We start from the raw sequence: 26585 nt of genomic DNA, 5'->3' as shown, positions 1-26585 counted from the left end.
CCAGGGTTTAGCGCGTCCGGCGCCGCCCACTGCAGCGGCGCCGGGCGCTTGGGTTTTTCAAGCAGGAGACTGAGAAATGACCATCAAGATCGGTATCAACGGCTTCGGTCGCATCGGCCGCATGGTGTTCCGCGCCGCGGTGCAGAACTTCAACGACATCGAGGTGGTCGGCATCAACGACCTGCTCGAACCCGACTACCTGGCCTACATGCTCAAGTACGACAGCGTGCACGGCCGCTTCAAGGGCGAGGTCGCGGTCGAGGGCAACAACCTGATCGTCAACGGCAAGAAGATCCGCCTGACCGCGGTGAAGAACCCCGAGGAGCTGAACTGGGGCGAGGTCGGCGCCGACATCGTGGTCGAGTCCACCGGCCTGTTCCTGACCAAGGAAACCGCCGAGAAGCACCTCAAGGCCGGCGCCAAGAAGGTGATCATGTCGGCCCCGTCCAAGGACGACACGCCGATGTTCGTCTTCGGCGTCAACGACAAGACCTACGCCGGCCAGGCCATCATCTCCAACGCCAGCTGCACCACCAACTGCCTGGCGCCCGTGGCCAAGGTGCTCAACGACAAGTGGGGCATCAAGCGCGGCCTGATGACCACCGTGCACGCCGCCACCGCCACGCAGAAGACCGTGGACGGCCCGTCCAACAAAGACTGGCGCGGTGGCCGCGGCATCCTGGAAAACATCATTCCGTCGAGCACCGGTGCCGCCAAGGCCGTCGGCGTGGTGATCCCCGAACTCAACAAGAAGCTCACCGGCATGGCCTTCCGCGTGCCCACCTCCGACGTGTCGGTGGTGGACCTGACGGTCGAGCTCAACGCCGAGGCCTCCTACGCCGAGATCTGCGCCGAGATGAAGGCGCAGAGCCAGGGCGCCCTCAAGGGCGTGCTGGGCTACACCGAGGACAAGGTGGTGGCCACCGACTTCCGCGGCGAGCCCTGCACCTCGGTCTTCGACGCCGAGGCCGGCATCGCGCTGGACAAGACCTTCGTCAAGGTCGTGGCCTGGTACGACAACGAGTGGGGCTACTCCAACAAGGTGCTGGAGATGGTGCGCGTCATCGCCGGCTGAGCCGTCGCTGCGCCTCCCGCGTGAAAGCCGCCTTCGGGCGGCTTTTTCGTGCGCGCCGACCCGCGCCGCCGCCGTGGCGCATCGGCCTGTGTGGCGGTCGGGGCCTCGCGCGCCGGCCTATAGTCCCCCGCTGCGACGGACTTCAGGACTGCCATGAGGAAAGCGATGAATCACCAGGCCGCGGCGGCGGCCTTGGCGGCGTCGGCGCTGCTGGCCGCGGGCGCGGCCCAGGCCCGCCCGCTGTTCGACAACCCGGCCACAGCGCCGGTCAACGGCCTGATCGTGCGGCTGCGCGACGCGCCCGCGCACGCTCAGGTGGAGCGGGAGCAGGCGCTGTCGCGCGACCGGCGCTCGACCCTGGGCGAGCGCCACCGCGAGCGGCTGCAGCGCGTGCTGCGCGAAGCCGCGCTGGACCGCGCCGCCATCGACGTGCCCTCGGTGCCCGCCATCAGCGCCACCGGCAGCGCCTCGCAGGTGCTGCGCTTCGACAAGCCGCTGACGCTGGAGCAGGCGCAGCGCCTGGCGCGGCGCTTGGCCGCGCGCGGCGACGTGCTGTGGGTGGAGCCCAACGTGCGCGAGCGGCGGCTGCAGAGCACCGACCCCAACGACCCGGACTTCGACCAGCAGTGGTGGCTCAAGCCGCTCAACACCCAGAGCAACGCCCAGGTTAACGCGCTGCCCATCGCGCAGCGCCTGCGCGGCGTGCCGCGCTTCCAGGAAGCGTGGAGCATCGTCACCGGCGCCAACATCGCGGCCACGCGCGTGGCCGTGCTGGACTCGGGCATCACCGACCACGAGGACCTCGCTGGGCGCTGGATCGGCGGCTACGACTTCGTCAGCACCGTCGAGTACGCGGGTGATGGCAACGGCCGCGACGCCGATCCGCACGACCCCGGCGACTTCGTCAACAGCACCACGGGCGCCTTCAGCGGCTGCGAATTGGACCCAACGAGCAGCTGGCACGGCACCAAGATCGCCGGGCTGATCTCGGCGCTGACCAACAACAACCTCGGCGTCGCAGGTGCCAACCAGGGCAACCTGATCGTGCCGGTGCGGGTGGCGGGCAAGTGCGGTGCGGACGTGAGCGACATCGCCGACGGCATCCGTTGGGCCGCGGGCCTGACGGTGGCGAACGCGCCGGTCAACCCGAACCCGGCGCGCGTCATCAACGTCAGCTTTGGCGGCACCGCGGCCTGCGGCAACGAGTACCAGTCGGCCATCAATGATGTCCGCAGCCAGACCGGCGCCGTGGTGGTGGCTGCAGCGGGCAACGAGCACACCGCGCCGACGCGACCGGCCAACTGCAACAACGTCATCGGCGTGGGCGCGCTCAACCGCGACGGCTTCAAGGCCGTCTATTCCAACTTCGGCGCGCTGACGGTCTCTACCGTCGGCGGCGACCCCGACGACACCGCCAACGACGGCGCCTGGAACAGCTTCCTGGGCGACGGTGGGCTGTGGACCACAACCGATACCGGGGCGCAGTCCCCGGAGGGCTCGGGCTATACGAGCGAGAACGTCATCGGTACCAGCTTCTCCGCGCCGCTGGTCTCGGCCACGATCAGCCTGATGCTCAGCCGCAACTCGGCGCTGACGGCCGACCAGATCGTTGACGGGCTCAAGGCCAGCGCACGGCCGCACGCGACGGTGACGGCGCTTTACAACAACACCTCCACGCCGCTGATGGCCGCCTGCTCCAACGACAACCCGGGGCGCTGCGTCTGCACCACCAGCACTTGCGGCGCGGGCATCCTGGACGCCTACGAGGCCTTGCGCTACGCCGGGAACCCCACGGGTTACAGCGCACCCGCGCGCACGGCCGCGGACATCAACACGGCTGAACTGATCCGCGCGCACGCGGCCTCGGCGCAGGACTTGCCGGCCAACCCGGTCAACACGCCCACGCCCACGCCCGCAGGCCCCTGCGGCCGCGACGGCGTCTGCGGCGGCGCGCTGCAGCCGGCCTGGCTGCTGGGCCTGCTGGCCGCGTCGGGGGCGCTGCTGTGGCGCCGGCGCGGGCTCCAGCTCGCGCGCAGGCGCTGAGCTCAGGATTGCCCAGTGGAATTGGATAGTGGCCCCATTCAGTGAGGCCGTTGTTCAGCCAGTCTGACCAATGCGGGCTGAGGGCGTGTAGGCGCCGTGGCCCGTTACGACAGCCCCGGAGGGCCGCCTTCAGCTCGCCGTCTTGCGGCAACCCCTGAACCCGCCGCGCAGGGCCGGCGTGGGCTCCAGGGCGGCGATCTGGCCACGCACCTCGTCGGTGGGGCGCTCCACGCGCAGCAGCACGGCGGCGGCCTCGCTGGTGGACACCACGCGCGCCTGGCGCGTGTTGCGCGTGTCGTGCTGCAGCTTCTCCAGCGCGGCCAGGGCCTGCGCCATTTCCGTGTGGCGGCTGAATACCAGCCCGGGCTCCAGCGCCGGCAGCTCCCTGGCCAGCTCCGCGTCCACGCCGTGGCGCTGCAGGTCGTCCAGCCGGCGCAGCGCGGCCTTCTGGTTCGCGAAGGGGCCGGCATACACCAGGTAGGCCGGCTCCGGCTCCAGCTTCACGCGCCGCCAGCTGCCCGCGGGCAGTCCCGTGAGGACGGCCTCGGCCGCGGGCAGGTCGTCCATGTCGAAGGGGCCGGCTTCCAGGCACACGGCATTGAGGGCCGTCACGGCGCCCGCCACCGGGCCCAGCCCGCCGGCGGCGGTGGAGGCGCCCAGGCCGGCCGGCACCGCCGACGCCGCCATGGCCAGCGCCGCCGCCGAGGCGGTGAGCGCGGCGTCCGAGGCCGCGGCGGCGGGCGGTGCGTTGCGCGGCAGGCTGGCCAGCCCGGCATCGCCCGTTCCGGACTCCGGGAGCACCACGCGCACGCCTTCGGGATTGAGCTGCTGCTGCAGCCGCGCGGGCTCGCGCTCGCTGCGGCCCTGGAAGTCGCCGAACAGCACCCAGGTCAGCAGCGCGAGGTTGATCAGCAGCAGCAGCGCTGCGAGCGGGCGGCGCATCAGGACGCGCCGTCCACCGGCATGCCGGCCAGCCGCACGCTGACCTCGCCGCTGGAAAGCCGCTGCAGTCCCTGGGGCGTCTCCACCAGCAGCGCGCCGTCCTCGGCCACGCCGCGGGCGATGCCTTCCAGGGCGGGGGCGGTGGTGGTCACGGGGCGGCCCTGCAGCAGGTCGCGCCGCGCGTAGCGCTCGACGAAGGGCCTGAAGCCCTCGCGCTCATGCTGGCGCAGCACCTGGGCCAGCGACAGCGCCACGCGGTGCAGCGTGGCCGGGGCTGTCACGGCCGGGTCGAGCTCGCTGAGGCTGGCGACGCCGCTGGCGGCGTCGCGCACGGGCTGCGGATGCAGGTTCAGGCCCACGCCGACCACGGCCATGCGGCGCCGGCCCACGGCCACCGTCTCGATCAGCACGCCGCCGAGCTTGCGGCCCACCACGGGCGCGTCGATGAGCCACAGGTCGTTGGGCCACTTCAGCCCGATGCGCGGCGCCTGGCCCGGCTGCAGCGGGTCCAGCGCGTCGGCCAGCGCCACGCCCACGCTCAGCGACAGGCCCGACCAGTCCACGGGCTCGAAGGGCAGCGACAGCGAGAAGGTCAGCGAGGCGCCCGGGGTGGACTGCCAGGTGCGGCCCAGGCGGCCGCGGCCGCGGGTCTGGTGCTCGGCCACCAGCAGGCAGGGCTGGGTGTCGTCGGCGCGGCGGCCCAGCGGGGTGGGCGGCTCGTTGGGCGCGGGCGGGGCTTCGGGGGCGCGGATGAGCGCGCGCTCATGGCGTCCGCCGGACAGCCGCGCGCGTTCGAGCAGCCGGGTGTTGGTGGAGTCGGCGTGCGCCACCACCTCGATGGACAGACCCGGCAGCAGCGGCTGCAACTGGCGCCACAGGGCTTCGGCTTGCCAGGGGAGGCGGGATTCGTTCATGGCGGATTAACGTGCGGCGGCCCTGCGGCGTGTACGTGCGCTCAGCCCTTTTTCTTCGTCTTGGGCGCGAGCATGGTGCCGCGGCATTGGCGGTGGCCGCAGTGGCAGGCGAAGCGCTTCTTGAGCGCGGCGGTGTAGCGCTCGTCGATGATGAGCCCGTAGTCGAAGAACAGCTCCTCGCCGGGCTTGAGGGCGCGCAGCGCCTTGATGAAGACCCGGCCCTCGTCCTCCTCGGCCTCGCAGTTGGGCACGCAGGCGTGGTTGATCCAGCGCGAGGCGTTGCCGCCGTGGCCGCCATCGATGACGCGCTCGTCGTCGATGTGGAAGTAGAAGGTGTGGTCGGGATTGGACGGGTCGTGCGGGTGGCGGCGCAGCGCCTCTTCCCAGGTGATGAGCTCGCCCTTGTATTCGAGGATGGTCTCGCCCTGGGCGATGGGCTGCAGCGCAAAGACGCCCTTGCCGTGGACGCCGGAGCGGCGCACCTGGATGCGGCGGCCAGGGGCGGCTTGGGGCTCGGCTTGCACGGTGGGCTTCATTCGGTACATTGATTCCATGGGCGCACGCATGCACATGCGCGCGCGAGAGGACCGGATTGTAGGCACGCAGGCCGCCCAGGCGGCCTGCGGCCTTTTCTAGAGACACCATGAGCAAGTCCCTGATCATTGCCGAGAAGCCCAGCGTCGCGCAGGACATCGTGCGTGCGCTCACCCCCGTGGCGGGCAAGTTCGAGAAGCACGCCGAGCACTTCGAAAACGACCGTTACGTCGTCACCTCCGCCGTGGGCCACCTGGTGGAGATCAAGGCGCCCGAGGCCTACGAGGTCAAGCGCGGCAAGTGGAGCTTCAACCACCTGCCCGTGATCCCGCCGCACTTCGAGCTCGCCCCCATCGACAAGGCCAAGTCCCGGCTCAACGCCGTGGTCAAGCTGATCAAGCGCAAGGACGTCACCGAGCTGATCAACGCCTGCGACGCCGGGCGCGAGGGCGAGCTGATCTTCCGGCTGATCGTGCAGTACGCCGCGGGCGACAAGAAGCCCATCGACAAGCCCGTCCGCCGCCTGTGGCTGCAGAGCATGACGCCACAGGCCATCCGCGACGGCTTCGAGCGGCTGCGCGGCGAAGAGCAGATGCGCGGCCTCTCTGACGCCGCGCGCAGCCGCAGCGAGGCCGACTGGCTGGTGGGCATCAACGGCACGCGCGCCATGACGGCCTTCAACTCGCGCGACGGCGGCTTCTTCCTCACCACGGTGGGCCGGGTGCAGACGCCCACGCTGTCCATCGTGGTCGAGCGCGAGGAGAAGATCCGCAAGCACGTGGCGCGGCCCTACTGGGAGGTGAAGGCCACCTTCGACGCCCAGGCCGGGCAGTACGAGGGCAAGTGGTTCGACCCCAAGTTCAAGAAGGACCCCAATGACGCCGAGGCCCGCGCCGACCGGCTCTGGGACGCGGCCACGGCCCAGGCGATCGCCGAAGCGGTGCGCGCTCAACCGGCCAGCGTCTCCGAGGAGGCCAAGCCCAGCAGCCAGAGCAGCCCGGGCCTGTACGACCTGACCACGCTGCAGCGCGAGGCCAACTCGCGCTTCGGCTTCTCGGCCAAGACCACGCTGTCCATCGCGCAGGCGCTGTACGAGAAGCACAAGGTGTTGACCTACCCGCGGACGGACTCGCGCTTCCTGCCCGAGGACTACGTCAACGTCGCGCGCGACACGTTCGACATGATCGCCAACGAGGACCTGCCCGGCCCGCTGCGCGAGCTCAGCGCCCATGCCCGCAAGGGCTTGGCCGAGGGCTACGTGAAGCCGACCAAGCGCGTCTTCGACAACGCCAAGGTCTCGGACCACTTCGCCATCATCCCGACGCTGCAGGCACCCAAGAGCCTCACCGAGGTCGAGGCCAAGCTGTACGACCTCGTGGTGAAGCGCTTCATCGCCGTGTTCTATCCGGCGGCGGAGTTCATGGTCACGACGCGCATCAGCACCGTGCAGGCCGCCGGCAAGGAGCACCAGTTCCAGACCAACGGCAAGGTGCTGGTCAAGCCGGGCTGGCTGGCGGTGTACGGGCGCGAGGAACAGCAGTCCGACGCCTCGCTGGTGCCGGTGGAGAAGGGCGAGATGGTGCGCACCGAGGCCGTGGACGTGCTGCCGCTCAAGACCAAGCCGCCGGCGCGCTACAACGAAGCCACGCTGCTGTCCGCCATGGAAGGCGCGGGCAAGCTGGTCGATGACGACGAGCTGCGCTCCGCGATGGCCGAGAAGGGCCTGGGCACCCCGGCCACGCGCGCCGCGATCATCGAAGGCCTCCTCACCGAGAAGTACCTGCTGCGCGAGGGCCGCGAGCTGATCCCCACCGCCAAGGCCTTCCAGCTCATGACGCTGCTGCGCGGCCTGGCGGTGGAAGACCTGACCAAGCCCGAGCTCACCGGCAACTGGGAGTACCAGCTGGCGCAGATGGAGCACGGCAAGCTCAAGCGCGAGGAGTTCATGGCCGCCATCGCGGCCATGGCCGAGCGCATCGTGCGCAAGGCCAAGGAGTACGACCGCGACACCATCCCCGGCGACTACGTGACGCTCTCCGTGCCCTGCCCGAACTGCGGCGGCGTGATCAAGGAAAACTACCGCCGCTTCAGCTGCGTGGGCCGCAGCGGCGGCGGCAACGGCGAGGGCGCGGGCTGCGGCTTCAGCATCAGCAAGATCCCGGCGGGGCGCAGCTTCGAGCTGCCCGAGGTCGAGCAGCTGTTGCGCGAGCACCGGATCGGGCCGCTGGAGGGTTTCCGCTCCAAGGCCGGCTGGCCCTTCACCGCCGAGCTGCGGCTGGTGCGCGACGAGGAGGCGAACAACTGGAAGATGGAGTTCGACTTCGGCGAGGACGCCAAGAAGGAGGCCGAGGGCGGCGAGGAGGTGGACTTCAGCGACCAGGAGAGCCTGGGCGCCTGCCCCAAGTGCAAGGGCCATGTCTACGAGCACGGCACCAGCTACGTGTGCGAGCACGCCGTGGGCGCGCACGTGAGCTGCGACTTCAAGAGCGGCAAGGTGATCCTGCAGCAGCCCATCGCGCGCGAGCAGATGAGCAAGCTGCTGGCCACCGGCAAGACCGACCTGCTGGAGAACTTCGTCTCCAACAAGACGCGGCGCAAGTTCAAGGCCTTCCTCACCTACGACAAGAAGGAAGGCAAGGTCGGCTTCGAGTTCGAGCCGCGCGCGGCCAAGACGCCGGCGGCGAAGAAGGCAGCGCGGAAGGTGGCGGCCGGTTGAGACGGCAGCGCGGCTGAAAGCGCAGCGGCCGGCGGGTGCAAAGCCCGCCGGCCGCTGTTCTTTTGAGGCGGGGCCTCGGTGAGCCCTCAGGCCTTCCCCTCCGCCACGAAATGCGGGTTCTCGAACCCCGGCTTGCCGTAGCTCATGGGCCGGCCGTCGAGGAGGCTGACGCGCCCGCCCGCGGCGGCAAGCACGGCGTGGCCGGCGGCGATGTCCCATTCCATGGTGCGGCCCAGGCGCGGATAGAGGTCCGCCTCGCCCGCGGCCACCAGGCACAGCTTCAAGGAGGAGCCCGCGCTGCGGAACTCCGCCACCTTGCGCCCGCCCAGGAAGGCGTTCATCGCGTCGGCGTCGCCGTGCGAGCGGCTGCCCACCACCGTCAGCCCGCCCTCGGGCACCGGGCGCACCTGGATGGCCTGGCGCCGGCCGCTCTGCTCCATCCAGGCGCCCAGGCCCTGCGCGCCGGCGAAGAGCCGCTCCAGCGCCGGCGCGTACACCACGCCCGCCACCGGCCGGCCCTTGCGCACCAGGGCCACGTTGACCGTGAACTCGCCGTTGCGGCTGATGAACTCCTTGGTGCCGTCCAGCGGATCGACCAGCCAGAACTGGTCCTCCGCCGCCTCCGGCACGCCGCCCGCGGCCACCGCTTCCTCCGCCACCACCGGGATGCCCGGGAAGAGCCTTGATAAACCCTTGAGCAGCAGCGCCTCGGCCTTCTCGTCGGCCTCGGTGACGGGCGAGGCGTCCTCCTTGCCGCGCACGGCGAAATCGGTGGCGTAGATGTCCATGATCAGCGCGCCGGCGTCGCGCACGAGCTTGGCGAGGGCGTCCAGGCCGGCGGCGGAAACGGGCTCCAGGGGCTGGGAAGAAGTCATGCGGGAGGCTCCAGCAAAGGTGGGGGTAGGGGGAAACACGAATCTAAGTCCCACTTCTGAGGGATTGATCCCGGCGGCTGCGGGGCGGGGCCCCCACCCGGATCGGGGCCAAGCCCATGCCGCGATACTCGCGCCCCCATGCCCGACACCGTCCTCGACAAGCTGCCCGCCCTCTTCGCCACCGTGCTGCTCGGCTGGGCCGCGGCCCGCTGGGGCTGGCTCACGGACGGCAGGAAGGGCGGCGCGGGCGGCGCCGATCCGGCGCGCGTGCTCTCGGCCGCGGCGCAGTATTTGTTCATTCCCGCGCTGCTGTTCCGCGCCATGGCGCGGCTGGACTTCGCGCACATGCCCTGGCGCACGCTGGCCGCCTACTACGGGCCGCTGCTGGCGATGGTGCTGGCCGTGTACCTGGTGCAGCGCTGGCGGCTGCACGGCGCGGCTGGCATGGCGCTGTCAAGCACCCAGGCGGCCGTGCCCGCGACGCGCGCCGTCACCGCCGGCTTCGGCAACTCCGTGCAAGTGGGGGTGCCGGTGGCGGCGGCGCTGTACGGCGAGGCCGGGCTGGCGATCCACGTCCCCATCGTCAGCCTGCATGCGCTCACGCTGCTGACGCTGCTCACCGTGCTGGCCGAGGCCGACCTGGCGCGCGCGCGGCTGCGCCACGCCGACGGCCGCGGCGGCTCGATGGCCGCCGCCGTGCGCGCGACCGTGCGCGCCACGCTGATCCACCCCGTGGTGCTGCCGGTGCTGGCCGGACTGGGCTGGAACCTGCTCGGCCTGCCGCTGCCGGCGGCGCTGGACGAATGGCTGCGACTGCTGGCCAGCGCCGTGGCGCCGCTGTGCCTGCTGCTGATCGGGCTGTCGCTGGGCCGGCAGAGCCTGCACGGCACGCTGCGCGGCGTGTTCTCGATCGCGCTGCTGAAACTGTTCCTGCTGCCGGTGCTGGTGCTGGCGGCGGGGAAGTGGGTGTTCGGGCTGGAGCCGCTGGCGCTGTCGGTGGCGGTGATGGCCGCGGCACTGCCGCCGGGCAGCAACGCGCTGATCTTCGCCCAGCGCTACCGCACGCTGGAAACCGAAACCGCCGCCGCGACGCTGCTGTGCACGCTGGCCTTTGCGCTGACGGCGCCGCTGTGGGTGCTGGTGCTGGCGCGAATCCCGGGCTGAACGGAAGCACAAAACCTTGCGCGACAATCCCGCGCATGACTGCGCCCACCGATCTTGATGTCCTGATGACCCGTCTCGGCCGCGCCGCGCGCGCCGCCGCCACCGCGATGGCCGCCGCGCCGACGGCCGCCAAGGACAAAGCCCTGCGCGCCCTGGCCCGGCTGCTGCGCGAGCAGACCGAAGCGCTGCAGGCCGACAACGCCCAGGACATCGAGCGGGCCCAGGCCAATGGCCTGGCCGCGCCGATGGTGGACCGCCTGCGCCTCACGCCGAAGGTGCTGGAGACGGTGGCCGAAGGCTGCGAGCAGATCGCCGCCATGCCCGACCCCATCGGCGAGATCACGGACGTGAAGCGGCGTCCGACCGGCATCAGCGTGGGCCGCATGCGCGTGCCGCTGGGCGTGTTCGGGATGATCTACGAGAGCCGCCCGAACGTGACCATCGAGGCCGCCTCACTCGCCATCAAGAGCGGCAACGCCTGCATCCTGCGCGGCGGCTCCGAGGCCATCGCCTCCAACATCGCCTTGTGGAAGCTGGTGCAACGCGCCCTCACGGAAGCCGGCCTGCCCGCCGAAGCCGTGCAGCTGATCGAGACCACCGACCGCGCCGCCGTAGGCAAGCTGATCGCGATGCCCGAGTACGTGGACGTGATCATTCCGCGCGGCGGCAAGGGCCTGATCGAGCGCATCGCCAGCGAGGCGCGCGTGCCCGTCATCAAGCACCTGGACGGCAACTGCCACACCTACGTGGACGCCGAGGTGGACCTGGAGCAGGCGCTGGTCGTTACCGACAACGCCAAGACCCAGAAGTACAGCCCCTGCAACGCCACCGAATCGCTGCTGGTGCATGCGGCGCAGGCCCGGGCCTTCCTGCCGCGCATCGGCGCCGTTTTCGCGGCCAAGGGCGTGGAGATGCGCTGCTGCCCGGCCTCCAAGGCCATCCTCTCCGACGTGCCCGGCGCCCAGGTCGTGGACGCGACGGAAGAAGACTGGTCCACCGAGTACCTGGCGCCGGTGATCAGCGTGAAGGTGGTGCAGACGCTGGACGAGGCCATCGCCCATATCAACCGCTACGGCTCGCACCACACCGACGCGATCCTGACCACGAACCACCCCAACGCCATGCGCTTCCTGCGCGAGGTGGACTCGTCGAGCGTGATGGTCAACGCCAGCACCCGCTTTGCCGACGGCTTCGAATATGGCCTGGGCGCGGAAATCGGCATCAGCACCGACAAGTTCCATGCGCGCGGCCCGGTGGGGCTGGAGGGGCTGACCTCGCTGAAGTGGGTCGTGCTGGGACAGGGCGAGATCCGCGGCTGATCGCCATGGCGACCGACCCGCGCAAGGCCCTGGTGCTGTTTTCCGGCGGGCAGGACTCCACCGCCTGCCTGGCCTGGGCGCTGTCGCGCTACAGCGCGGTCGAAACCCTCGGCTTCGACTACGGGCAGCGCCACTGCATCGAGCTGGAGTGCCGGCTGCGGGTGATCGATGAGCTGCGTGCCGCCTTCCCGGACTGGAGTGCCCGGCTCGGCGAGGACCATGTTCTGGATCTGCGCCTGCTGGGCCAGATCTCGGACACGGCGCTCACCAGCGAGCGTGCCGTTGAAATGCAGGCCAACGGGCTGCCCAACACCTTCGTGCCCGGCCGCAACCTGCTGTTCCTGAACTTCGCCGGCGCGCTGGCCTACCGGCGCGGCGCCAGCGTGCTGGTGGGCGGCATGTGCGAGACCGACTACTCCGGCTACCCCGACTGCCGCGACAACACGCTCAAGGCGCTGCAGGTGGCGCTGTCACTGGGGCTGGACGCGCCCATGACGGTGGAGACGCCGCTGATGTTCCTGACCAAGGCCCAGACCTGGTCCCTGACGCAGCGCCTGGGCGGCGACGCGCTCAATGCGCTGATCGTCGAGCACACCCACACCTGCTACCTGGGCGAGCGCGGGCCGCTGCACCCCTGGGGCCATGGCTGCGGCCATTGCCCGGCCTGCGCGCTGCGCCAACAGGGCTATGAGGGCTGGCGCGCGGGAGGCGCCGGCGCGGAGCTGCCGGCGTGAGCTGGGACTGGGTGCCGAGCTGGGCGGCGATTGCGGCGCTGGTGGCGGCTGTCTCGTCACGCGCCTGGCTGGGCGTGGCGGTGGCGGTGCTGGTGTTGTGGATGCTGGGCGCGCACAACCGGCTGATGCGGCTGCGCGCCGCCATCGTCGTGGCCTGGGGCCAGATCGAGGAGCAGACGCGCCGCCGCCGCGAGGCGCTGCCGCCGCTGGTGGAGGCGCTGCGCGAGCCGCTGGCGGCCGAGGCGCCGACGCTGGACGCCGCGCTGGAGGCGCAGGCGCAGCTGCAGCGCACGGTGGAGCTGCTGCGCCCGCTGGCCAGCAAGACCCTGGCCGACCTGCTGCATGCCGACAGCCGCCTGGCCTCGGCGCTCTCGCGCCTGCGCGCGCTGCTGGACCAGCACCCGGAGCTGCGCCATCGCGAGGACATCGCCGGCTGGCTGCTGACGCTGCAGGACATCGACACGCGCCAGGGCGTGGCGCGCCATGTCTTCAACGACGCCGTGCAGGCCTACAACCGGGCCCTGCTCCAGTACCCGACGCGGCTGCTGAAGCCGCTGTTCGGCCTGCGCACCGCCACGACGCTGTGAGCGTGGCGGCGTCCCACCCTCGGGCCCCCGCCGCCATGGCTTTTCATTTCCCAAGCGACACCCGGAAGGCTCAAGCGCCTCACTTCCCCGCGCCCGCTCCGCGGGAGAGGGGCAGGGGTGAGGGCTGCAGACATCGGTTGATGCTGGCCGGAGTGCTCGCCGTCAGCTTCGGCGCCCAAGCCCAGCCCCCCACCACCCCCGCCGAACTCCGCCAGCACGCCCTGGCTGCCACCTGCGCCGCCTGCCACGGCACCGACGGCCATGCCCCGGCCGGCTCCGCCATCCCCCGCCTGGCCGGCCGCCCCGCGCCCTGGCTCATCGAGCAGATGCAGGCCTTCAAGAGCGGCGCGCGCGAGGCCACCGTGATGCACCAGATCGCCCGCGGCTACGACGCCGCGCAGATCGAACAGCTCGCCGCCTTCTTCGTGGCCCAGCGGCCGTGAGCACGGATTCCAGGCAGTCGCCGGCCACCTCATCCCTCGTTCGCCCTGGGCCTGTCGAAGGGCAGGCGCTCAGGTGCATTGATCCATCCCGCCGCCGCTGGCTGCAGGCGGCCGGCGCGGCCGGACTGCTCAATCTCACCGGCTGCGCCTCGACCACTTCGACCCCGGGCAGTGCCCACGTGCTGGTGGTCGGCGGCGGCTGGGGCGGCGCTACCGCCGCGCGCTACCTGCGCCTGTTCTCCGGCAACCGGCTGCAGGTGACGCTGGTGGAGCCGGAGCCCGCGCTGGTGAGCTGCCCGCACAGCAACCTGGTGCTGGCCGGGCACCGCACGCTCGCCGACTTGACTTTCGGCTACGAGGGCCTGGAGCGCCTGGGCGTGCGGCGCGTGCGCGACCGTGTCACTTCGCTGGACTTCGACAAGCGCGAGGCGCGCCTGGCCTCGGGCGATTCGCTGCGCTGGGACAAATTGATCCTCTCCCCCGGCGTCGAGCTGATGCGCGAGCGCATCGACGGCCTGCCCGCCGCGCATGCGGCCGGCCGGGTGCTGCAGGCCTGGAAGGCCGGGCCGGAGACGCAGGCGCTGCGCGCGCAGCTGCAGGCGATGCCCGACGGCGGCGTGTTCGTGCTGACCATTCCCGAAGCCCCGTTCCGCTGCCCGCCCGGCCCCTACGAGCGCGCCTGCCTGGTGGCCGACTACTTCAAGCGCGAGAAGCCGAAATCCAAGGTGCTGGTGTTCGACGCCAACCCCGAGCCGGTGAGCAAGGCGGCGCTGTTCAAGCGGGTGTGGGCCGAGCGCTATGCCGGCATCGTCGAGTACCGGCCCTCGCACCGGGCGGTGGCGGTGTCGGCGGACGGGCGCGAGGTGGAATTCGAGCTGGGCGAGCGCGAGCGCGGCGACGTGCTGAACGTCCTGCCCGACATGCGCGCCGGCGACATCGCCGCGCACAGCGGGCTGGCGAAGGCCAACGGCCGCTGGTGCGAGGTGGACTTCCTGGATTTCTCGGCCAAGGCGCTGCCGAAGGAGGCCGGCGTGCACCTGCTGGGCGACGCCGTGCTGTCCGCCCCGCTGATGCCCAAGAGCGCCCACATGGCCAACGCCCACGCCAAGGTCGCGGCGGCGGCCGTCGTGGCGTCCCTGTCCGGTTGGGACCTGAACCCCGCGCCGGTGTTGACGAATACCTGCTACAGCTGGGTGGACGGCATGCAGGCCATGCACGTCGCCAGCGTGCACGGCTGGGACGCCGCACAGCGCACCTTCACGGTGGTGCCGGGGGGGAGCGGGGTGTCGGTGGGGGCGAGTGAGGAGGAGGGTCATTACGCGGTGGGTTGGCTCAAGGCGATGCGGCAGGACGCCCTGGCGGGTAAGGCCGCCGCAGCGTGAGGCTTGGCTGGGGCGGCGAGTCGTGTACCCATTTTTCGCACAGTTCATGGCCTCGTGACGCAAGGTATATGTTGCTGATTTCTCACGAGAAGGACTGTTTTATGGCTTCGAAGCTGAGTTATAATTAGGGTTTCATCAATATTCCTGATGGCCTGCATAAATATGCCGGCAATCGCGTTCTGTTGAATATGGGTGTTTGCGAGTGCCGCAACATCGGAATTTTGATTGGTGCAGACCACTTCTGACAATATCGTGATGGAAAAAAAAATATCGCGCAGAGATAGACGGGCTGCGGACAATTGCCGTTGTTCCTGTTGTGCTTTTTCATGCTGGCTTCGATCTGTTCAGTGGCGGATTCGTCGGTGTGGATGTTTTCTTTGTCATTAGCGGGTATCTCATCACTGGGATCATATTGTCCGAGGTGCTGGCGGGCAATTTCAATATCATTAAATTTTACGAGAGGCGGGCGCGAAGAATACTGCCGGCCTTGTTCCTGGTCATTTTGGCGTGCCTGCCGTTTGCATGGGTACTTTTGTCGCCAAGAGACTTGAAAGACTTTTCCGAGAGCTTGGTGGCGGTGTCTTTGTTCGGCTCCAACTTTCTCTTCTGGAAGGAAAGTGGCTACTTTGAGGGGGCTGCCGAGCTGAAGCCGCTCCTGCATACCTGGAGCCTGGCCGTGGAGGAGCAGTATTACGTATTGTTCCCCATGGCATTGATGCTTGCTTGGCGACTGGGACTGCGCTGGATGTTGGCCTTCTTTGCTGCAGTATTTGCGGCCAGCTTGGCGGCTGCGCAGTGGGGAGCGGTGCATGCGCCAGCGGCGAATTTTTACTTGCTGCCGACGCGCAGCTGGGAGCTCTTGATTGGCGCATTCGTGGCCATGGCTTCCCTGGATAAGCGTCGATTGAATTTCTCTGTGGCGAAGAAAGAGGTTGGCGCCTGGATAGGCTTGGCGCTGATTGTGTATGCGATATTTTTCTTCGACAAGGAGACGCCGTTTCCGAGTCTCTATTCCCTGGTTCCGACCGTGGGTGCGGCATTGATAATAGTGTGCGCCACTCAGGAAACTATTGCCGGTAAATTCATTGCGAACAAGTGGTTTGTTGGTATAGGCTTGATAAGCTACAGCCTCTACTTGTGGCATCAACCTTTGTTTGCGTTTGCCCGGCATGCGGGTTACGGTGAATCGGATAAGGTGGTATTTGGCTTCTTGTCTGTCTTTGCCGTGCTGCTCGCATATCTGAGCTGGAGGTATGTGGAGTCGCCATTCAGAAATGGATGGCGTTTTGACCGCAAGCAGATTTTTTCATATGGCACGGCGGGCAGTGTGGCTCTTATTGCGTTGGGATTGGCTGGACATGTGAAGAACGGCTTCATGGAGATGAAGGCGACCAGGGACCAGCTTGTCGTTTTGAAATCCATAACGCCAAGCCCGCGTCGTGCTGATTGCCACACTGCTGGTGAAAGCTTTATCAAGGCCAAGGATGCTTGCGAATATCATGCGGGCAAGCTGAGCTGGGCTGCATTTGGGGACAGTCATGCGGTTGAGCTTGCCTATGCAATGGCGGATGAGCTGGCGGCATATGGTCTCAGTTTGAAGCATTTTTCTTTCAGCAACTGTGTGCCGACTTTTGGCAGAACGGTTGGGGGACAGTTCAAATATTGCTCGGAATGGACGGATCAAGCAGCTAAATACATTGCGGAAAATAAGGACATTCGCAATGTCGTTGTTTCCTACCGGATCAACAACTGGCTGTTTGGTGGTCATACAGGCAAATATCCAAGGCTTGTCGATGACGTTGGGCAAAGCGAGAGAGAAAAAGTCTGGAATTCCTATGTGAATGTTTTGCGCCACTTCGTCGGCAGCGGGAAGAAGGTTTTCCTGGTGTTGCAGGCGCCGGAAATTCCAAAGAGCATCGATGAACTGGTGTTGGAGGCTGGTGATGCGCGAGGTCGAATCTATGGGGCGGACGCTTCCTGGTGGAAAAGCCGGAGTGAATACTTGAGAGCGCGGCTTCATGAGATTCCTCGTGAAGTGACCATCATTGATCCGGCGCAAATATTTTGCGACGAGGCGAAGTGCATGGCCGCGAATGGTGGCGTGGCCTATTACTTTGATGACAATCACCTGACCGTTGCGGGTGCAAAACTGGTCGCGGCTGGCTTGATGCAGAGCGTCGGCTTTTGAAAAGGCAGCAGCACGCCATGGCTGCAGGGGTGGGAATAATTTTCATGTTGTGATGGTTCACGTTCCCGGGTCCACGGCGGGCTTGAACCCGTAACAGATCGAATGGAGCCAATGGCGCCGGAAACGGCGCCAAATACAAACCCGGCGCAAGGAATGCTGGTATTTTGTCTGGCGCTGGTATCAAGCCGACCGGCTCCTGAAATACCGCGATGCCCGGGTCCGGCTTGCACCGCATCCTTGAGCGGCGCGGAAGGGCTCCTCGCTTGGCCGCCCAAGGCCCGCCTGTTGCCCCGCATGAGGCATCGCATCTTTCTGAAGGCGGTCCATGGCGACGAACACGGTGGAGCCGGCGGCGCGGTACGTGCTGCTGCCGGTACGGGGTCTGCACTCCGACGATCTGGCCCGGGTGGGTGCGAACCAGGCGCTGTTCGAGCAGGCGGCCAGCGCGCGGCTGAACGTGCTGGCGCATGGGCTGGTGCCGCCGCATCCCCATATGAGAGTGCTGCACTCCATCTGCCCGACAGGGCCGAAGCTGGTGGAGATGGGGCCGGCCGAGAGGGCGGCGCTGCGGGTGTCCGACCCCGGCGTGCGGGCCGTGCCGCTGGTGCGCTACGAGCAGGCGCGCCGCCCGCTGCTGGAGATCGAGTCCGAGCTCTATCCCGCCGCGACGGTGGCGGCGGCCACCACGCTGGCCGTGCGCTGCCTGGACGCCCGCACCCGCCAGCCCGTGCGCCGCGCCACCGTACTGGCCTTCACCGACTTCGCGCGCCGCATCGGCGCCGGCGGACTTTCCGACGCGCAGGGCCAGGTCGCCCTGCGGCTGGGCGCCGCGCCGGTGCGGCTGGACGTGCTGGTGGCCTACGGGCCGCCGGGCTACTGGGGCATCGGGCGCCGGGACGTGGTGCTGGAGGACGGCGCGGCGCTGGAGATGGAGCCGGTGGACCTGTCGGTGCCGGACTTCGCCGCCGAGCTCTACGGCCAGCTGCCGCCCGACGCCGGCCGGGGCGTGACGGTGGGCGTCATCGACTCGGGCGTGGACTTCAACCACCCGGACCTGGAGCTGGCCGGCGGCGGCGCCTTCGTGGCCGAGGAGGGCGACGCGGGCGGCCCGGGCCCGGCGCAGCGGCAGGGCGAGCATGGCACCCATGTCGCCGGGATCATCGCCAGCACCGGCTCGCTGCAGCCGGGCCGGCCGGCGCCGGGCAAGCGCGGCGTCGCGCCCGGCGTGCGGCTCTACGGCTACCGCGTGTTCCCGAACTCGGGCCAGGGCGCCACCAACTACGACATCGTCCGCGCCATCGACCAGGGCGTGGCCGACGGCTGCGACCTGCTCAACCTCAGCCTGGGCTCGGCCTACGCCGACGAGGCGGTGGAGGCCGCCCTCAAGGACGCCTTCGACCGCGGCACGCTCTGCATCGCCGCGGCCGGCAACGACGGGCGCGGCCCGGTGTCCTACCCGGCCGCCTGGGCCCTCGCGGTGGCGGTGAGCAGCGCGGCGAAGAAGGGCACCTACCCGCCCGGCTCCAGCGAGGTGCTGGACGAGGTCGAGCCTTTCGCGCCCATCGATCCGCGCATCTACATCTCCGGCTTCTCCAACGTCGGCCCGGCCATCGACCTGGCCGGCCCGGGCGGGGGCATCGTCTCCACGCTGCCCGGCGGCCTCTATGGCGTGATGAGCGGCACCTCCATGGCCTGCCCGGCGGTGACGGGCATGGCCGCGGCGCTGCTGTCGGCGCGTCCGGACCTGCTGGGCCTGCCGCGCGGCCGGGAGCGCTCCATCGCCCTCCTGGGCCTGCTGACCCAGGCGGCGCGGCCGCTGGGCTTCGATCCGACCCTGGAGGGCGCCGGACTGCCGCGCTGAAGCCCGGTGCCCGGTGCTATACAGGCCGCCATGGTCACGTTGATCCTGCGGCGCTGCGCCGCCGACGCCGCCTCTCCGGACGAGGCTGCCGGCGTGGTCGCGTCGCTGCCGGCGGCGGTGGTGCAGCACCGCAGCGAGCGCATGCTGCTGGTGGACGTGGCCGACGACGCGCTGGTCGAGGAGCTGACGGTCCGGCTGCACGGCTGGATCGTGTCGCGGCAAGGGCCGCGAATCCAGGTGCCGGACACGCGGCTGAAGCTGAGGGGGTCGGATCAGTGAGGGGCGGGGCCGCGGATGTGCGGCGTCACGGCCCCACCACCGCCGCCGTGCAGGCCAGCTCCTCGAACAAGGCCAGCACCACCTTGCCGCTCATCGCATAGGGATCGAGCGACGCCGTCTCGGAATACTTCAGCAGCAGCGACGGGTTCAATCGCGCCAGGTTCACCTGCCCCATGGACCAGCCGGTGAAATGCCGCTCGGTGGTCTCCTCGTAGGCCAGCAGCTGCACGTCGTGGTGGCGCGGGTCGGCCACGATCTTGTTGTAGAGCGCATTGACCGCGGCCCGGCCGCCTTCGAGCACCTGCACGAACAGCCCCTCCGTGCAGCACAGCACCCCGGTGATGCCCGCCGCCGGGTTGTGCGACTTGGACTGGCGCACGATGGCCTGCACCGTCTCCGCCTCCACGCCGTCCCGGGCGCGGCTCACATACATCAGGCGTACCAGCATGGGCTTGTCTCCAATCGCGTGACAAATGGAAAAAGGATCAGGCGGGCAAGGATCGGGCCGACTCAGAAATTGTTCTTGCGGCTGAGCAGGGACAGGAATTCGCGGCGCAGGCTGGCGTCCTTCAGGAAGGCCCCGCGCATCACGGAGTTGGTCATGACGGACTCGTCGTCCTTCACGCCGCGCCAGTGCATGCAGAAGTGGTCCGCCTCCATCACCAGCGCCAAGCCGTCGGGCTTGACGCGCTCCTGCAGCTCGTTGGCCAGCATGGTCACGGCCTCTTCCTGGATCTGCGGGCGGCTCATGATCCATTCGCACAGCCGCGCGTACTTCGACAGGCCGATCAGGTTGGAATGCTCGTTGGGCAGGATGCCGACCCAGACCCGGCCCAGGATCGGGCACAGGTGGTGCGAGCAGGCGCTGCGCACCTTGATCGGGCCCACGATCATCAGCTCGTTCAGCCGCTCGGCATTGGGGAACTCGGTGACCTTGGGCACCGGCACATAGCGGCCGCGGAACACCTCGTCCACGAACATCTTGGCCACGCGCTGCGCGGTGTCGTTGGTGTTGTGGTCGCTGTCGGTGTCGATCACCAGCGCGCGCAGGACCTGCTTCAGGTGCGACTCGACCTCGGCCTTGATCTGGTCGATCTCGCCCTCGCGAATGAAGGCGGAGATGTTGTCGTTGGCGTGGAAGCGGCGGCCGGCTCGCTCCAGGCGCTGGCGGATGCGCTCGGAGGCGCTGGCAACCAGGGCCTCCTCGACGGGCAGTTTGGTGTTCATCACTCGAAGGGTCGCTGCGGGGATCGCAATCGGGGGATTGTCGTTGCCCACGTAAGGGCTTGCAGGAGGCCGGTGACCCACTGTGAAACCCGCCGCGGCCGTGACGGATGCGCTGCCCCTGCCGCCGGGCGGCGCGCCCGCGGGGTCTAGACTGCGCGCCCCATGTCGTCTTCCCCCACTTCCTTGCCGCTGGCGCGGCTGCTGGGCCACACCGCCGACGCGCTGGCCGCCGTGCGCGCCGGGCGCTCGCTCACCGAGGTACTGGCCAGCGTGCCGGCCGAGGCCCGCGCCGGTACCCAGGCCCTGAGCTTCGACACGCTGCGCCGCCTGGGCGCGGCCAACGCCGCCCGCGCCCGCCTCGCGCCCAAGACGCCGCCGGCCGAGGTCGATGCGCTGCTCACCACCGCCCTGGCCCTGCTGTGGCCGCCCGAGGTCTACGCGCCGCACGTGCTGGTGGACCAGGCGGTCAAGGCGGTGCGCAAGCGCAGCCCCAACGCCGCCGGCTTCGTCAACGCCGTGCTGCGCCGCTTCCTGCGCGAGCGCGACCAGCTCGTCGCGGACCTGCAGCGCGACCCGGTGGCGGCCTACAGCCATCCCGCCTGGTGGATCGAGCGCGTGCGCCAGGACTGGCCCGAGCAGTGGAGCGCGCTGCTGCGCGCCGCCAACGAGCGCCCGCCCATGACGCTGCGCGTCAACGCCCGCCGCGGCGACGCCGCCGGCTACGTGCGGCGCCTGGCTGACGCCGGCCTGGCCGCGCGCGCCATCGGCCCCCACGCCGTGCTGCTGGAGCAGCCGGCGCCGGTGACGCAACTGCCCGGCTTCGCCGACGGCGACGTGTCGGTGCAGGACCTCTCGGCCCAGCGCGCCGCGCCGCTGCTGCTGGGCCTGGAGGTGCCGGGCGTGGCGCCACTGCCCGCCGGCGCGCGCGTGCTGGACGCCTGCGCCGCCCCCGGCGGCAAGACCGCGCACCTGCTGGAGCTGGCCGACCTGGAGCTCGTGGCGCTGGATGCCGACCCGCAGCGCCTGGGCCGTGTGCGCGAGACGCTGGACCGTCTGGGCTTGCAGGCGGAGCTCAAGGCCGCCGACGGCCGCCGCGTGGCCGACTGGTGGGACGGGCGTCCCTTCGACGCCATCCTGCTCGACGCGCCGTGCAGCGCCTCGGGCGTGGTGCGGCGCCATCCGGACGCGCGCTGGCTGCGCCGCCCGGCCGACGTCGCGCAGCTGGTGAAGGTGCAGGCCGGGCTGCTGGACGCGCTGTGGCCGCTGCTCAAGCCGGGCGGGCGGCTGGTCTACGCCACCTGCTCGCTGTTCAAGGCCGAGGGCGCGCACCAAGTCGATGCGTTTTTGCAACGCCAGGGCGCGCAGGGCGCCCGGCTGGACCCGGCGTCGCCCGGGCATCTGCTGCCCCTGGCCGACAATGCCCCTTCCGACCAGGTCCCGCCCGGGGACGGTTTCTATTACGCGCTGCTGCACAAGCCTTGATCCCGCCTTCGATCCGTGTCGCCGCCGCTTTCCCGCCGTTCAGCAGGTTCCGTGCGGCGCTCGGACGCTGGGGAGGGCTGTTCGTCTGTCTGCTGGCCCTGCTGTGGCCGCTCGCGCCGCGCGCGGGCGCGCTGGAGCTGCAGGAGCTGGCCGTGCGGCGCCAGGACGGCGCGCTGCTGCTGGACTACGCGCTGCGCGTGGCGCTGCCGCGCGCGGTGGAGGACGCGCTGCAGCGCGGCGTGCCGCTGTACTTCGAGACCGACGCCAGCGTGTACCGGCCGCGCTGGTACTGGCGCGACGAGCGCGTGGCGCGCCAGACGCGGCAATGGCGGCTGTCGTACCAGCCGCTCACGGAGAGCTACCGCGTGAGCCTGGGCGGCCTGCACACCAGCTACGCCACGCTGGCCGAGGCCATGGCGTCGATGACGCGCACGGCGCGCTGGCGCATTGCCGAGCCCGGGCAGCTGGAGGGCGACGAGTCGCGCTACTACGTCGAGTGGCGCTGGCGGCTGGACACCGAGCAGCTGCCGCGGCCCATGCAGCTGGGCATCGGCAACCAGGCCGACTGGGTGCTGGGCATCGAGCGCACGCTGCGGCCGGAATAGGCATTAGGGGACAGAGATGAGCAGCAAGGCCCGACGCACGAGCGTGCTGGTGGGGCTGGTGGCGCTGACGGGCGTGGCGCTGGTGGCGGGCTTCGTGCTGTCGCTGTCCACCGGCGGCGCCGCCGGCGACCCGGACGCTTTCTACGAACGCCACTGGACCTGGCTCTTCATCGCCAACCTGGCGGTGCTGGCGCTGCTGACGGCGGTGCTGCTGACGGCCGCGGGGCGGCTGGCGCTGCGCGTGCGCCGCGGCAAGTTCGGCAGCCGGCTGCTGCTCAAGCTCGCGGGCATCTTCGCGCTGGTGGGCGTGGTGCCGGGGGCGCTGGTCTACACCGTGAGCTACCAGTTCGTCACGCGCAGCATCGAGATCTGGTTCGATGCCCGTGTCGAGGGCGCGCTCAATGCCGGCCTGGCGCTGGGGCGCAGCACGCTGGACGCGCAGCAGGCCGACCTGGCGGCCAAGACCCAGTTCGCCGCCGAGCACCTGGCCGACACGCCGGGGCTGCCCATGGCGCTGGCGCTGGAGCGCGCGCGCGAGCAGCTCTCGGCGCAGACCGTGGCGCTGGTCAGCCCCTCGGGCCAGGTGCTGTTCAGCGTGGGCGGCAGCGCCACGGCCATCGCGCCGGCGCGGCCCTCGGCGGCGCTGCTGCGCCAGGCGCGCGGCGGGCGCGTCGCCAGCCAGATCGAGGGCCTGGACGACGAGGGCACGGCCGGCGCGCCGCCGGCGCTGGTGCGCGCGATCGCGGCCGTGCCGCGCATTGACATCACCCTGGCCGCCGACGACCGCTTCCTGATGGCCGTGCGCCCGCTGCCCGGCAACCTGACCAGCCAGGCGCTGGCGGTGCAGGCCGCCTACCGCGAGTACCAGCAGCGCGCGCTGGCGCGCGAGGGCCTGCGGCGCATGTACATCGGCACGCTTACGCTCACGCTGATCCTGGCCGTGTTCGGCGCGGTGCTGCTGGCCGTGGCGCTGGGCCACCAGCTCGCGCGCCCGCTGCTGCTGCTGGCCGAGGGCGTGCGCCAGGTGGCGGCCGGCGACCTGGGCGCCAAGCCGGTGTTCGCCTCGCGCGACGAGCTCGGGGGCCTGACGCGCTCCTTCGCCGACATGACGCAGCAGCTGGCCGAGGCCCGCGCGCAGGCGCATGCCAGCGTCACGCAGCTGCAGCGCGCGCGCGCGCACCTGCAGACCATCCTGGACAACATGACCGCGGGCGTGATCGTGTTCGACGAGCAGCGCCGCATCGACACCGTCAACCCCGGCGCCACGCGCATCCTCAAGTCGCCGCTGTCGGCCTGTCGCGGCCAGCGCCTGGAGGAGGTGCCGGGGCTGCAGGAGTTCGCGCAGGCGATCTGGCAGCGCTTCGAGCTGCTGGCCGAGAGCCCCGAGGCCGGCGAGCGCGGCCAGTGGCAGGACGCCTTCGAGCGCCGTGGCGACCCGGCGGCCGACCGCCCCGAGCAGCCCGACGTGCAGACGCTGCTGGTGCGCGGCGCCACGCTGCCGCAGGAGGCGCGGCTGGTGGTGTTCGACGACATCTCCGAGGTGGTGTCGGCGCAGCGCTCGGCGGCCTGGGCCGAGGTGGCGCGGCGCCTGGCGCACGAGATCAAGAACCCGCTCACGCCGATCCAGCTCTCGGCCGAGCGGCTGCAGCACCGGCTCGAAGCCAAGCTCGAAGGCAACGACCAGGCGCTGTTGGTGCGCTCGGTGGGCACCATCGTCACGCAGGTGCAGGCGATGAAGGAGCTGGTCAACGAGTTCCGCGACTACGCGCGGCTGCCCTCGGCGCAGCTGGCGGCGCTGGACCTCAATGCGCTCATCGCCGAGGTGCTGGCGCTGTACGGGCATGCCATCGAGCAGGGCCGGCTGGTGGTGAACTGCGCGCCGGACCTGCCCTGGGTGCAGGGCGACGCCACGCAGCTGCGCCAAGTGGTGCACAACCTGTTGCAAAACGCGCTGGACGCCGTGGCCGACAAGCCCGACGGCCGGGTGCAGCTCTTCACGGAGGTGCAGTCGGGCGAGCAGGGCACGGCGCGCGGGGTGAGGCTGCGCATCCTGGACAACGGCCCGGGCTTCGCCGACAAGGTGCTCAAGCGCGCCTTCGAGCCCTATGTCACGACCAAGACCAAGGGCACGGGGCTGGGGCTGGCGGTGGTCAAGAAGATCGCCGACGAGCATGGCGCGCGGGTGCGCATTGCCAACCGCAGCGGCGGCGAGGCGCCCGACGCCCCGGCGGCGGGTGCGCAAGTGACGCTATCATTTTCGAATCTCGCCGCTGCCCCCGCCGTGCCTGCCGCGGCCGCATCGGCCTTCCTCCCGCCGGCCAGCTGAAGGCCGAGCGCACCGAGCATCCATGGCGACCATCCTTGTTGTTGACGACGAACTGGGCATCCGCGCCCTGCTCTCCGAGATCCTGACGGACGAAGGGCACGGCGTGGAGCTGGCCGAGAACGCCGCCCAGGCCCGCGCCCTGCGCGAGCGGATGCGCCCCGACCTCGTGCTGCTGGACATCTGGATGCCCGACGTGGACGGCATCACGCTGCTCAAGGAATGGGGCAGCACCGGCCAGCTGACCATGCCCGTGATCATGATGAGCGGCCACGGCACCATCGACACCGCCGTGGAAGCCACGCGCTTCGGCGCGATGGCCTTCCTGGAAAAGCCCATCACGCTGCAGAAGCTGCTGCGCGCCGTGGAGCAGGGCCTGGCCAAGCCCACGGCCGCCGCGCCCGGCGCCGCCGCAGGCCATGCCGACGCGACGGGCGACGGCAGTGGTGGCGGCTACGGGGTGCCGGCGCTGAACCTGGGCGGCGCGCTCAGCAGCGAGTTCAGCTTCGAGCTGGATCGCCCGCTGCGCGAGGCGCGCGACGCCTTCGAGAAGACCTACTTCGAGTTCCACCTGGCCAAGGAGAACGGTTCCATGACCCGCGTGGCCGAGAAGACCGGCCTGGAGCGCACGCACCTCTACCGCAAGCTCAAGCAGCTCGGCGTGGACCTCTCGCGCAACAAGCGCGGCGGCGCCTGAAGGCGGTTCGGAGCAGATTCATCAAAAAGGGCTTGCAAACTTTCAAAAAGCACTGATAGAATGCGCAGCTTCACGGCCAAGTAGCTCAGTTGGTAGAGCAGCGGATTGAAAATCCGCGTGTCGGTGGTTCGATTCCGCCCTTGGCCACCAAACAAGAGAAAGCCCCGCGCAGCAATGCACGGGGCTTTTTTCTTGCCCCGCTCCTTTGCCCGCATGACCCTCCTCGACGGCCTTTCCCTCTACCTGCGCATTGCCGCGCTGCTGCTGCCGGTGGTGGCCTGCGCCTCGGTCGGTTCCTACTGGGCCTGGAAGAAGAAGCCGTTCCCGGGCGAGTTCATCTCGGTGCTGGCCGCCAACTTCGCCACGCCGGCGCTGGTGTTCCACACGCTGCTGACCACGCCGCTGGGCGGCCAGGCGCTGCTGCAGGCCGGGACGGCCACGGTGCTGGGTTTTCTCATTGCCGCCGCCCTGGCCGCCCTGGCGCTGCGCCTGCTGAAACTGCCGGTGCTGGGCCTGCTGCCGGCGGCGGTGCTGCCCAACAGCGGCAACCTGGGGCTGCCGCTGTCGCAGCTGGCCTTCGGCGACGAGGGCCTGGCCATCGCGGTGGCGGCCTTCGCCATCACCTCGATGCTGCAGCACACGGTGGGGGTGTGGGTGTTGTCGCGCTCCTCCACGCAGCGCACGCGCTTCCCGCGCGGCGTGGTCTTCGCCGTCGCGGCGGCGGGGCTGCTGCGCTGGAGCGGCTGGAGCCTGCCCGCGCCGGTGCTGGAGAGCGCCCGGCTGGTGGGCTCGCTCACCGTGCCGCTGATGCTGCTGAGCCTGGGCTACGCGCTGGTGACGGTGTCGCACGGCGGCCTGCGCCAGGGCGCGTGGCTGGGCTCCATCCGCCTGGTGGTGGGCACGCTCTCCGGGCTGCTGGTGGGCGTGCTGCTGGGACTGCCACCCCTGGTGGCGGGCGTGATGCTGCTGCAGCTGGCCATGCCGGTGGCGGTGGCGAGCTACCTCTACGCCGAGCGCCTCACGCCGCACGGCGAGGTCGCCGCCGGCGGCGTGCTGGTGTCCACGCTGGCGCTGCTGGTGCTGTCGCCCGGGCTGCTGTGGCTGGCCGGGGCGGTGAAGGGCTGATCCGGCGGCCTTCGGTGCCCCGGCCTGCCCAGTGCTGTGAACAGGCCGGCAACAATGAGGTCACTCGGCG

Annotated in this window: 23 protein-coding genes and 1 tRNA gene; 18 read left to right on the top strand and 6 right to left on the bottom strand. The window is 69.9% G+C overall.

Going from position 1 to position 26585, the window contains the following annotated elements:
- The first annotated feature begins 76 nt into the window (after positions 1 to 76).
- Positions 77 to 1075, top strand: coding sequence for a type I glyceraldehyde-3-phosphate dehydrogenase (gap, locus tag HHL10_RS14705; protein WP_169161134.1), 999 nt, complete (start codon positions 77 to 79; stop codon positions 1073 to 1075).
- A 165-nt stretch (positions 1076 to 1240) separates the two neighbouring features.
- Positions 1241 to 3118, top strand: a complete 1878-nt coding sequence (locus tag HHL10_RS14700; RefSeq protein ID WP_169161133.1) for a S8 family peptidase — start codon at positions 1241 to 1243, stop codon at positions 3116 to 3118.
- A 129-nt stretch (positions 3119 to 3247) separates the two neighbouring features.
- Here HHL10_RS14700 and HHL10_RS14695 read toward each other — a convergent pair whose 3' ends face one another.
- Genes HHL10_RS14695 through HHL10_RS14685 form a run of 3 tightly spaced genes read right to left on the bottom strand, consistent with a single transcriptional unit; the run spans position 3248 to position 5510 of the window.
- On the bottom strand, positions 3248 to 4060 hold the full coding sequence (locus HHL10_RS14695; protein WP_169161132.1) for a hypothetical protein: 813 nt from the start codon (positions 4058 to 4060) through the stop codon (positions 3248 to 3250).
- Entirely contained in the window at positions 4060 to 4974 is a 915-nt protein-coding gene (locus HHL10_RS14690; RefSeq protein WP_169161131.1) for a biotin--[acetyl-CoA-carboxylase] ligase, read from the bottom strand. Before HHL10_RS14690 ends, HHL10_RS14695 begins: the two co-directional genes overlap by 1 nt.
- A 41-nt stretch (positions 4975 to 5015) precedes the next feature.
- Complete coding sequence (locus HHL10_RS14685) at positions 5016 to 5510, bottom strand: SET domain-containing protein (protein ID WP_169161130.1); 495 nt, start codon at positions 5508 to 5510, stop codon at positions 5016 to 5018.
- A 107-nt stretch (positions 5511 to 5617) separates the two neighbouring features.
- Here HHL10_RS14685 and HHL10_RS14680 point away from each other — a divergent pair, with 107 nt between their 5' ends.
- Positions 5618 to 8224 (top strand): DNA topoisomerase III, encoded by a 2607-nt coding sequence (locus HHL10_RS14680; protein WP_169161129.1) that lies wholly within the window; start codon positions 5618 to 5620, stop codon positions 8222 to 8224.
- An 86-nt stretch (positions 8225 to 8310) separates the two neighbouring features.
- On the opposite strand, the gene cysQ is transcribed toward HHL10_RS14680, so the two are convergent.
- On the bottom strand, positions 8311 to 9099 hold the full coding sequence (cysQ, locus tag HHL10_RS14675; RefSeq protein WP_169161128.1) for a 3'(2'),5'-bisphosphate nucleotidase CysQ: 789 nt from the start codon (positions 9097 to 9099) through the stop codon (positions 8311 to 8313).
- Between the two features lie 138 nt (positions 9100 to 9237).
- On the opposite strand from cysQ, the gene HHL10_RS14670 reads away from it, so the two are divergent.
- The 9 genes from HHL10_RS14670 to HHL10_RS14630 all read left to right on the top strand — a co-directional run bounded on the left by HHL10_RS14670 (position 9238) and on the right by HHL10_RS14630 (position 19056).
- Positions 9238 to 10263, top strand: coding sequence for an AEC family transporter (locus tag HHL10_RS14670; RefSeq protein WP_169161127.1), 1026 nt, complete (start codon positions 9238 to 9240; stop codon positions 10261 to 10263).
- 65 nt (positions 10264 to 10328) lie between these two features.
- Positions 10329 to 11582 carry a glutamate-5-semialdehyde dehydrogenase gene (locus tag HHL10_RS14665; RefSeq protein ID WP_375138954.1) on the top strand — a complete coding sequence of 418 codons (1254 nt, stop codon included), beginning with the start codon at positions 10329 to 10331 and terminating at the stop codon, positions 11580 to 11582.
- Positions 11583 to 11587: 5 nt separating this feature from the next.
- On the top strand, positions 11588 to 12316 hold the full coding sequence (queC, locus tag HHL10_RS14660) for a 7-cyano-7-deazaguanine synthase QueC (RefSeq protein WP_169161125.1): 729 nt from the start codon (positions 11588 to 11590) through the stop codon (positions 12314 to 12316).
- A complete protein-coding gene (locus HHL10_RS14655; RefSeq protein ID WP_169161124.1) occupies positions 12313 to 12903 on the top strand; it encodes a LemA family protein in 591 nt (196 codons plus the stop codon). The genes queC and HHL10_RS14655 overlap by 4 nt, the downstream gene beginning before the upstream one ends.
- Positions 12904 to 13043: 140 nt before the next feature.
- Complete coding sequence (locus tag HHL10_RS14650; protein WP_169161123.1) at positions 13044 to 13346, top strand: c-type cytochrome; 303 nt, start codon at positions 13044 to 13046, stop codon at positions 13344 to 13346.
- A gap of 77 nt (positions 13347 to 13423) precedes the next feature.
- Positions 13424 to 14728 carry an FCSD flavin-binding domain-containing protein gene (locus HHL10_RS14645; protein ID WP_169161258.1) on the top strand — a complete coding sequence of 435 codons (1305 nt, stop codon included), beginning with the start codon at positions 13424 to 13426 and terminating at the stop codon, positions 14726 to 14728.
- Positions 14729 to 15008: 280 nt separating this feature from the next.
- Positions 15009 to 16916, top strand: coding sequence for an acyltransferase family protein (locus HHL10_RS31185; protein WP_169161257.1), 1908 nt, complete (start codon positions 15009 to 15011; stop codon positions 16914 to 16916).
- Between the two features lie 325 nt (positions 16917 to 17241).
- Positions 17242 to 18777 carry a S8 family serine peptidase gene (locus HHL10_RS14635; RefSeq protein ID WP_169161122.1) on the top strand — a complete coding sequence of 512 codons (1536 nt, stop codon included), beginning with the start codon at positions 17242 to 17244 and terminating at the stop codon, positions 18775 to 18777.
- Between the two features lie 30 nt (positions 18778 to 18807).
- Positions 18808 to 19056 carry a hypothetical protein gene (locus HHL10_RS14630; RefSeq protein WP_169161121.1) on the top strand — a complete coding sequence of 83 codons (249 nt, stop codon included), beginning with the start codon at positions 18808 to 18810 and terminating at the stop codon, positions 19054 to 19056.
- A gap of 25 nt (positions 19057 to 19081) precedes the next feature.
- Here the strand turns inward: HHL10_RS14630 and HHL10_RS14625 are convergent, their stop codons facing one another.
- Positions 19082 to 19504: a BLUF domain-containing protein gene (locus HHL10_RS14625; protein WP_169161120.1), complete on the bottom strand. Its 423-nt coding sequence runs from the start codon at positions 19502 to 19504 to the stop codon at positions 19082 to 19084.
- A gap of 62 nt (positions 19505 to 19566) precedes the next feature.
- On the bottom strand, positions 19567 to 20283 hold the full coding sequence (gene folE / locus HHL10_RS14620) for a GTP cyclohydrolase I (protein WP_169161119.1): 717 nt from the start codon (positions 20281 to 20283) through the stop codon (positions 19567 to 19569).
- A gap of 162 nt (positions 20284 to 20445) precedes the next feature.
- On the opposite strand from folE, the gene rsmB reads away from it, so the two are divergent.
- From rsmB to HHL10_RS14590, 6 genes are all read left to right on the top strand, one after another.
- The gene (gene rsmB, locus HHL10_RS14615; protein ID WP_169161118.1) at positions 20446 to 21765 is read left to right on the top strand and encodes a 16S rRNA (cytosine(967)-C(5))-methyltransferase RsmB; all 1320 of its coding nucleotides are present in this window, start codon (positions 20446 to 20448) and stop codon (positions 21763 to 21765) included.
- On the top strand, positions 21762 to 22370 hold the full coding sequence (locus tag HHL10_RS14610; RefSeq protein ID WP_235971486.1) for a DUF4390 domain-containing protein: 609 nt from the start codon (positions 21762 to 21764) through the stop codon (positions 22368 to 22370). The genes rsmB and HHL10_RS14610 overlap by 4 nt, the downstream gene beginning before the upstream one ends.
- 16 nt (positions 22371 to 22386) lie before the next feature.
- Positions 22387 to 24696 carry a sensor histidine kinase gene (locus HHL10_RS14605; protein WP_169161117.1) on the top strand — a complete coding sequence of 770 codons (2310 nt, stop codon included), beginning with the start codon at positions 22387 to 22389 and terminating at the stop codon, positions 24694 to 24696.
- 22 nt (positions 24697 to 24718) lie between these two features.
- Positions 24719 to 25390, top strand: coding sequence for a response regulator (locus HHL10_RS14600; RefSeq protein WP_169161116.1), 672 nt, complete (start codon positions 24719 to 24721; stop codon positions 25388 to 25390).
- 74 nt (positions 25391 to 25464) lie between these two features.
- Positions 25465 to 25540 (top strand) — tRNA-Phe (locus HHL10_RS14595).
- Positions 25541 to 25603: 63 nt separating this feature from the next.
- A complete protein-coding gene (locus HHL10_RS14590) occupies positions 25604 to 26515 on the top strand; it encodes an AEC family transporter (RefSeq protein ID WP_169161115.1) in 912 nt (303 codons plus the stop codon).
- The last annotated feature ends 70 nt before the right edge of the window (positions 26516 to 26585 follow it).

The organism is Azohydromonas caseinilytica (assembly GCF_012927045.1).
Lineage (GTDB): Bacteria > Pseudomonadota > Gammaproteobacteria > Burkholderiales > Burkholderiaceae_C > Azohydromonas > Azohydromonas caseinilytica.
The sequence above is the reverse complement of the archived record's forward strand: the minus strand, read 5'-3'. Positions and strand labels throughout refer to the sequence as shown.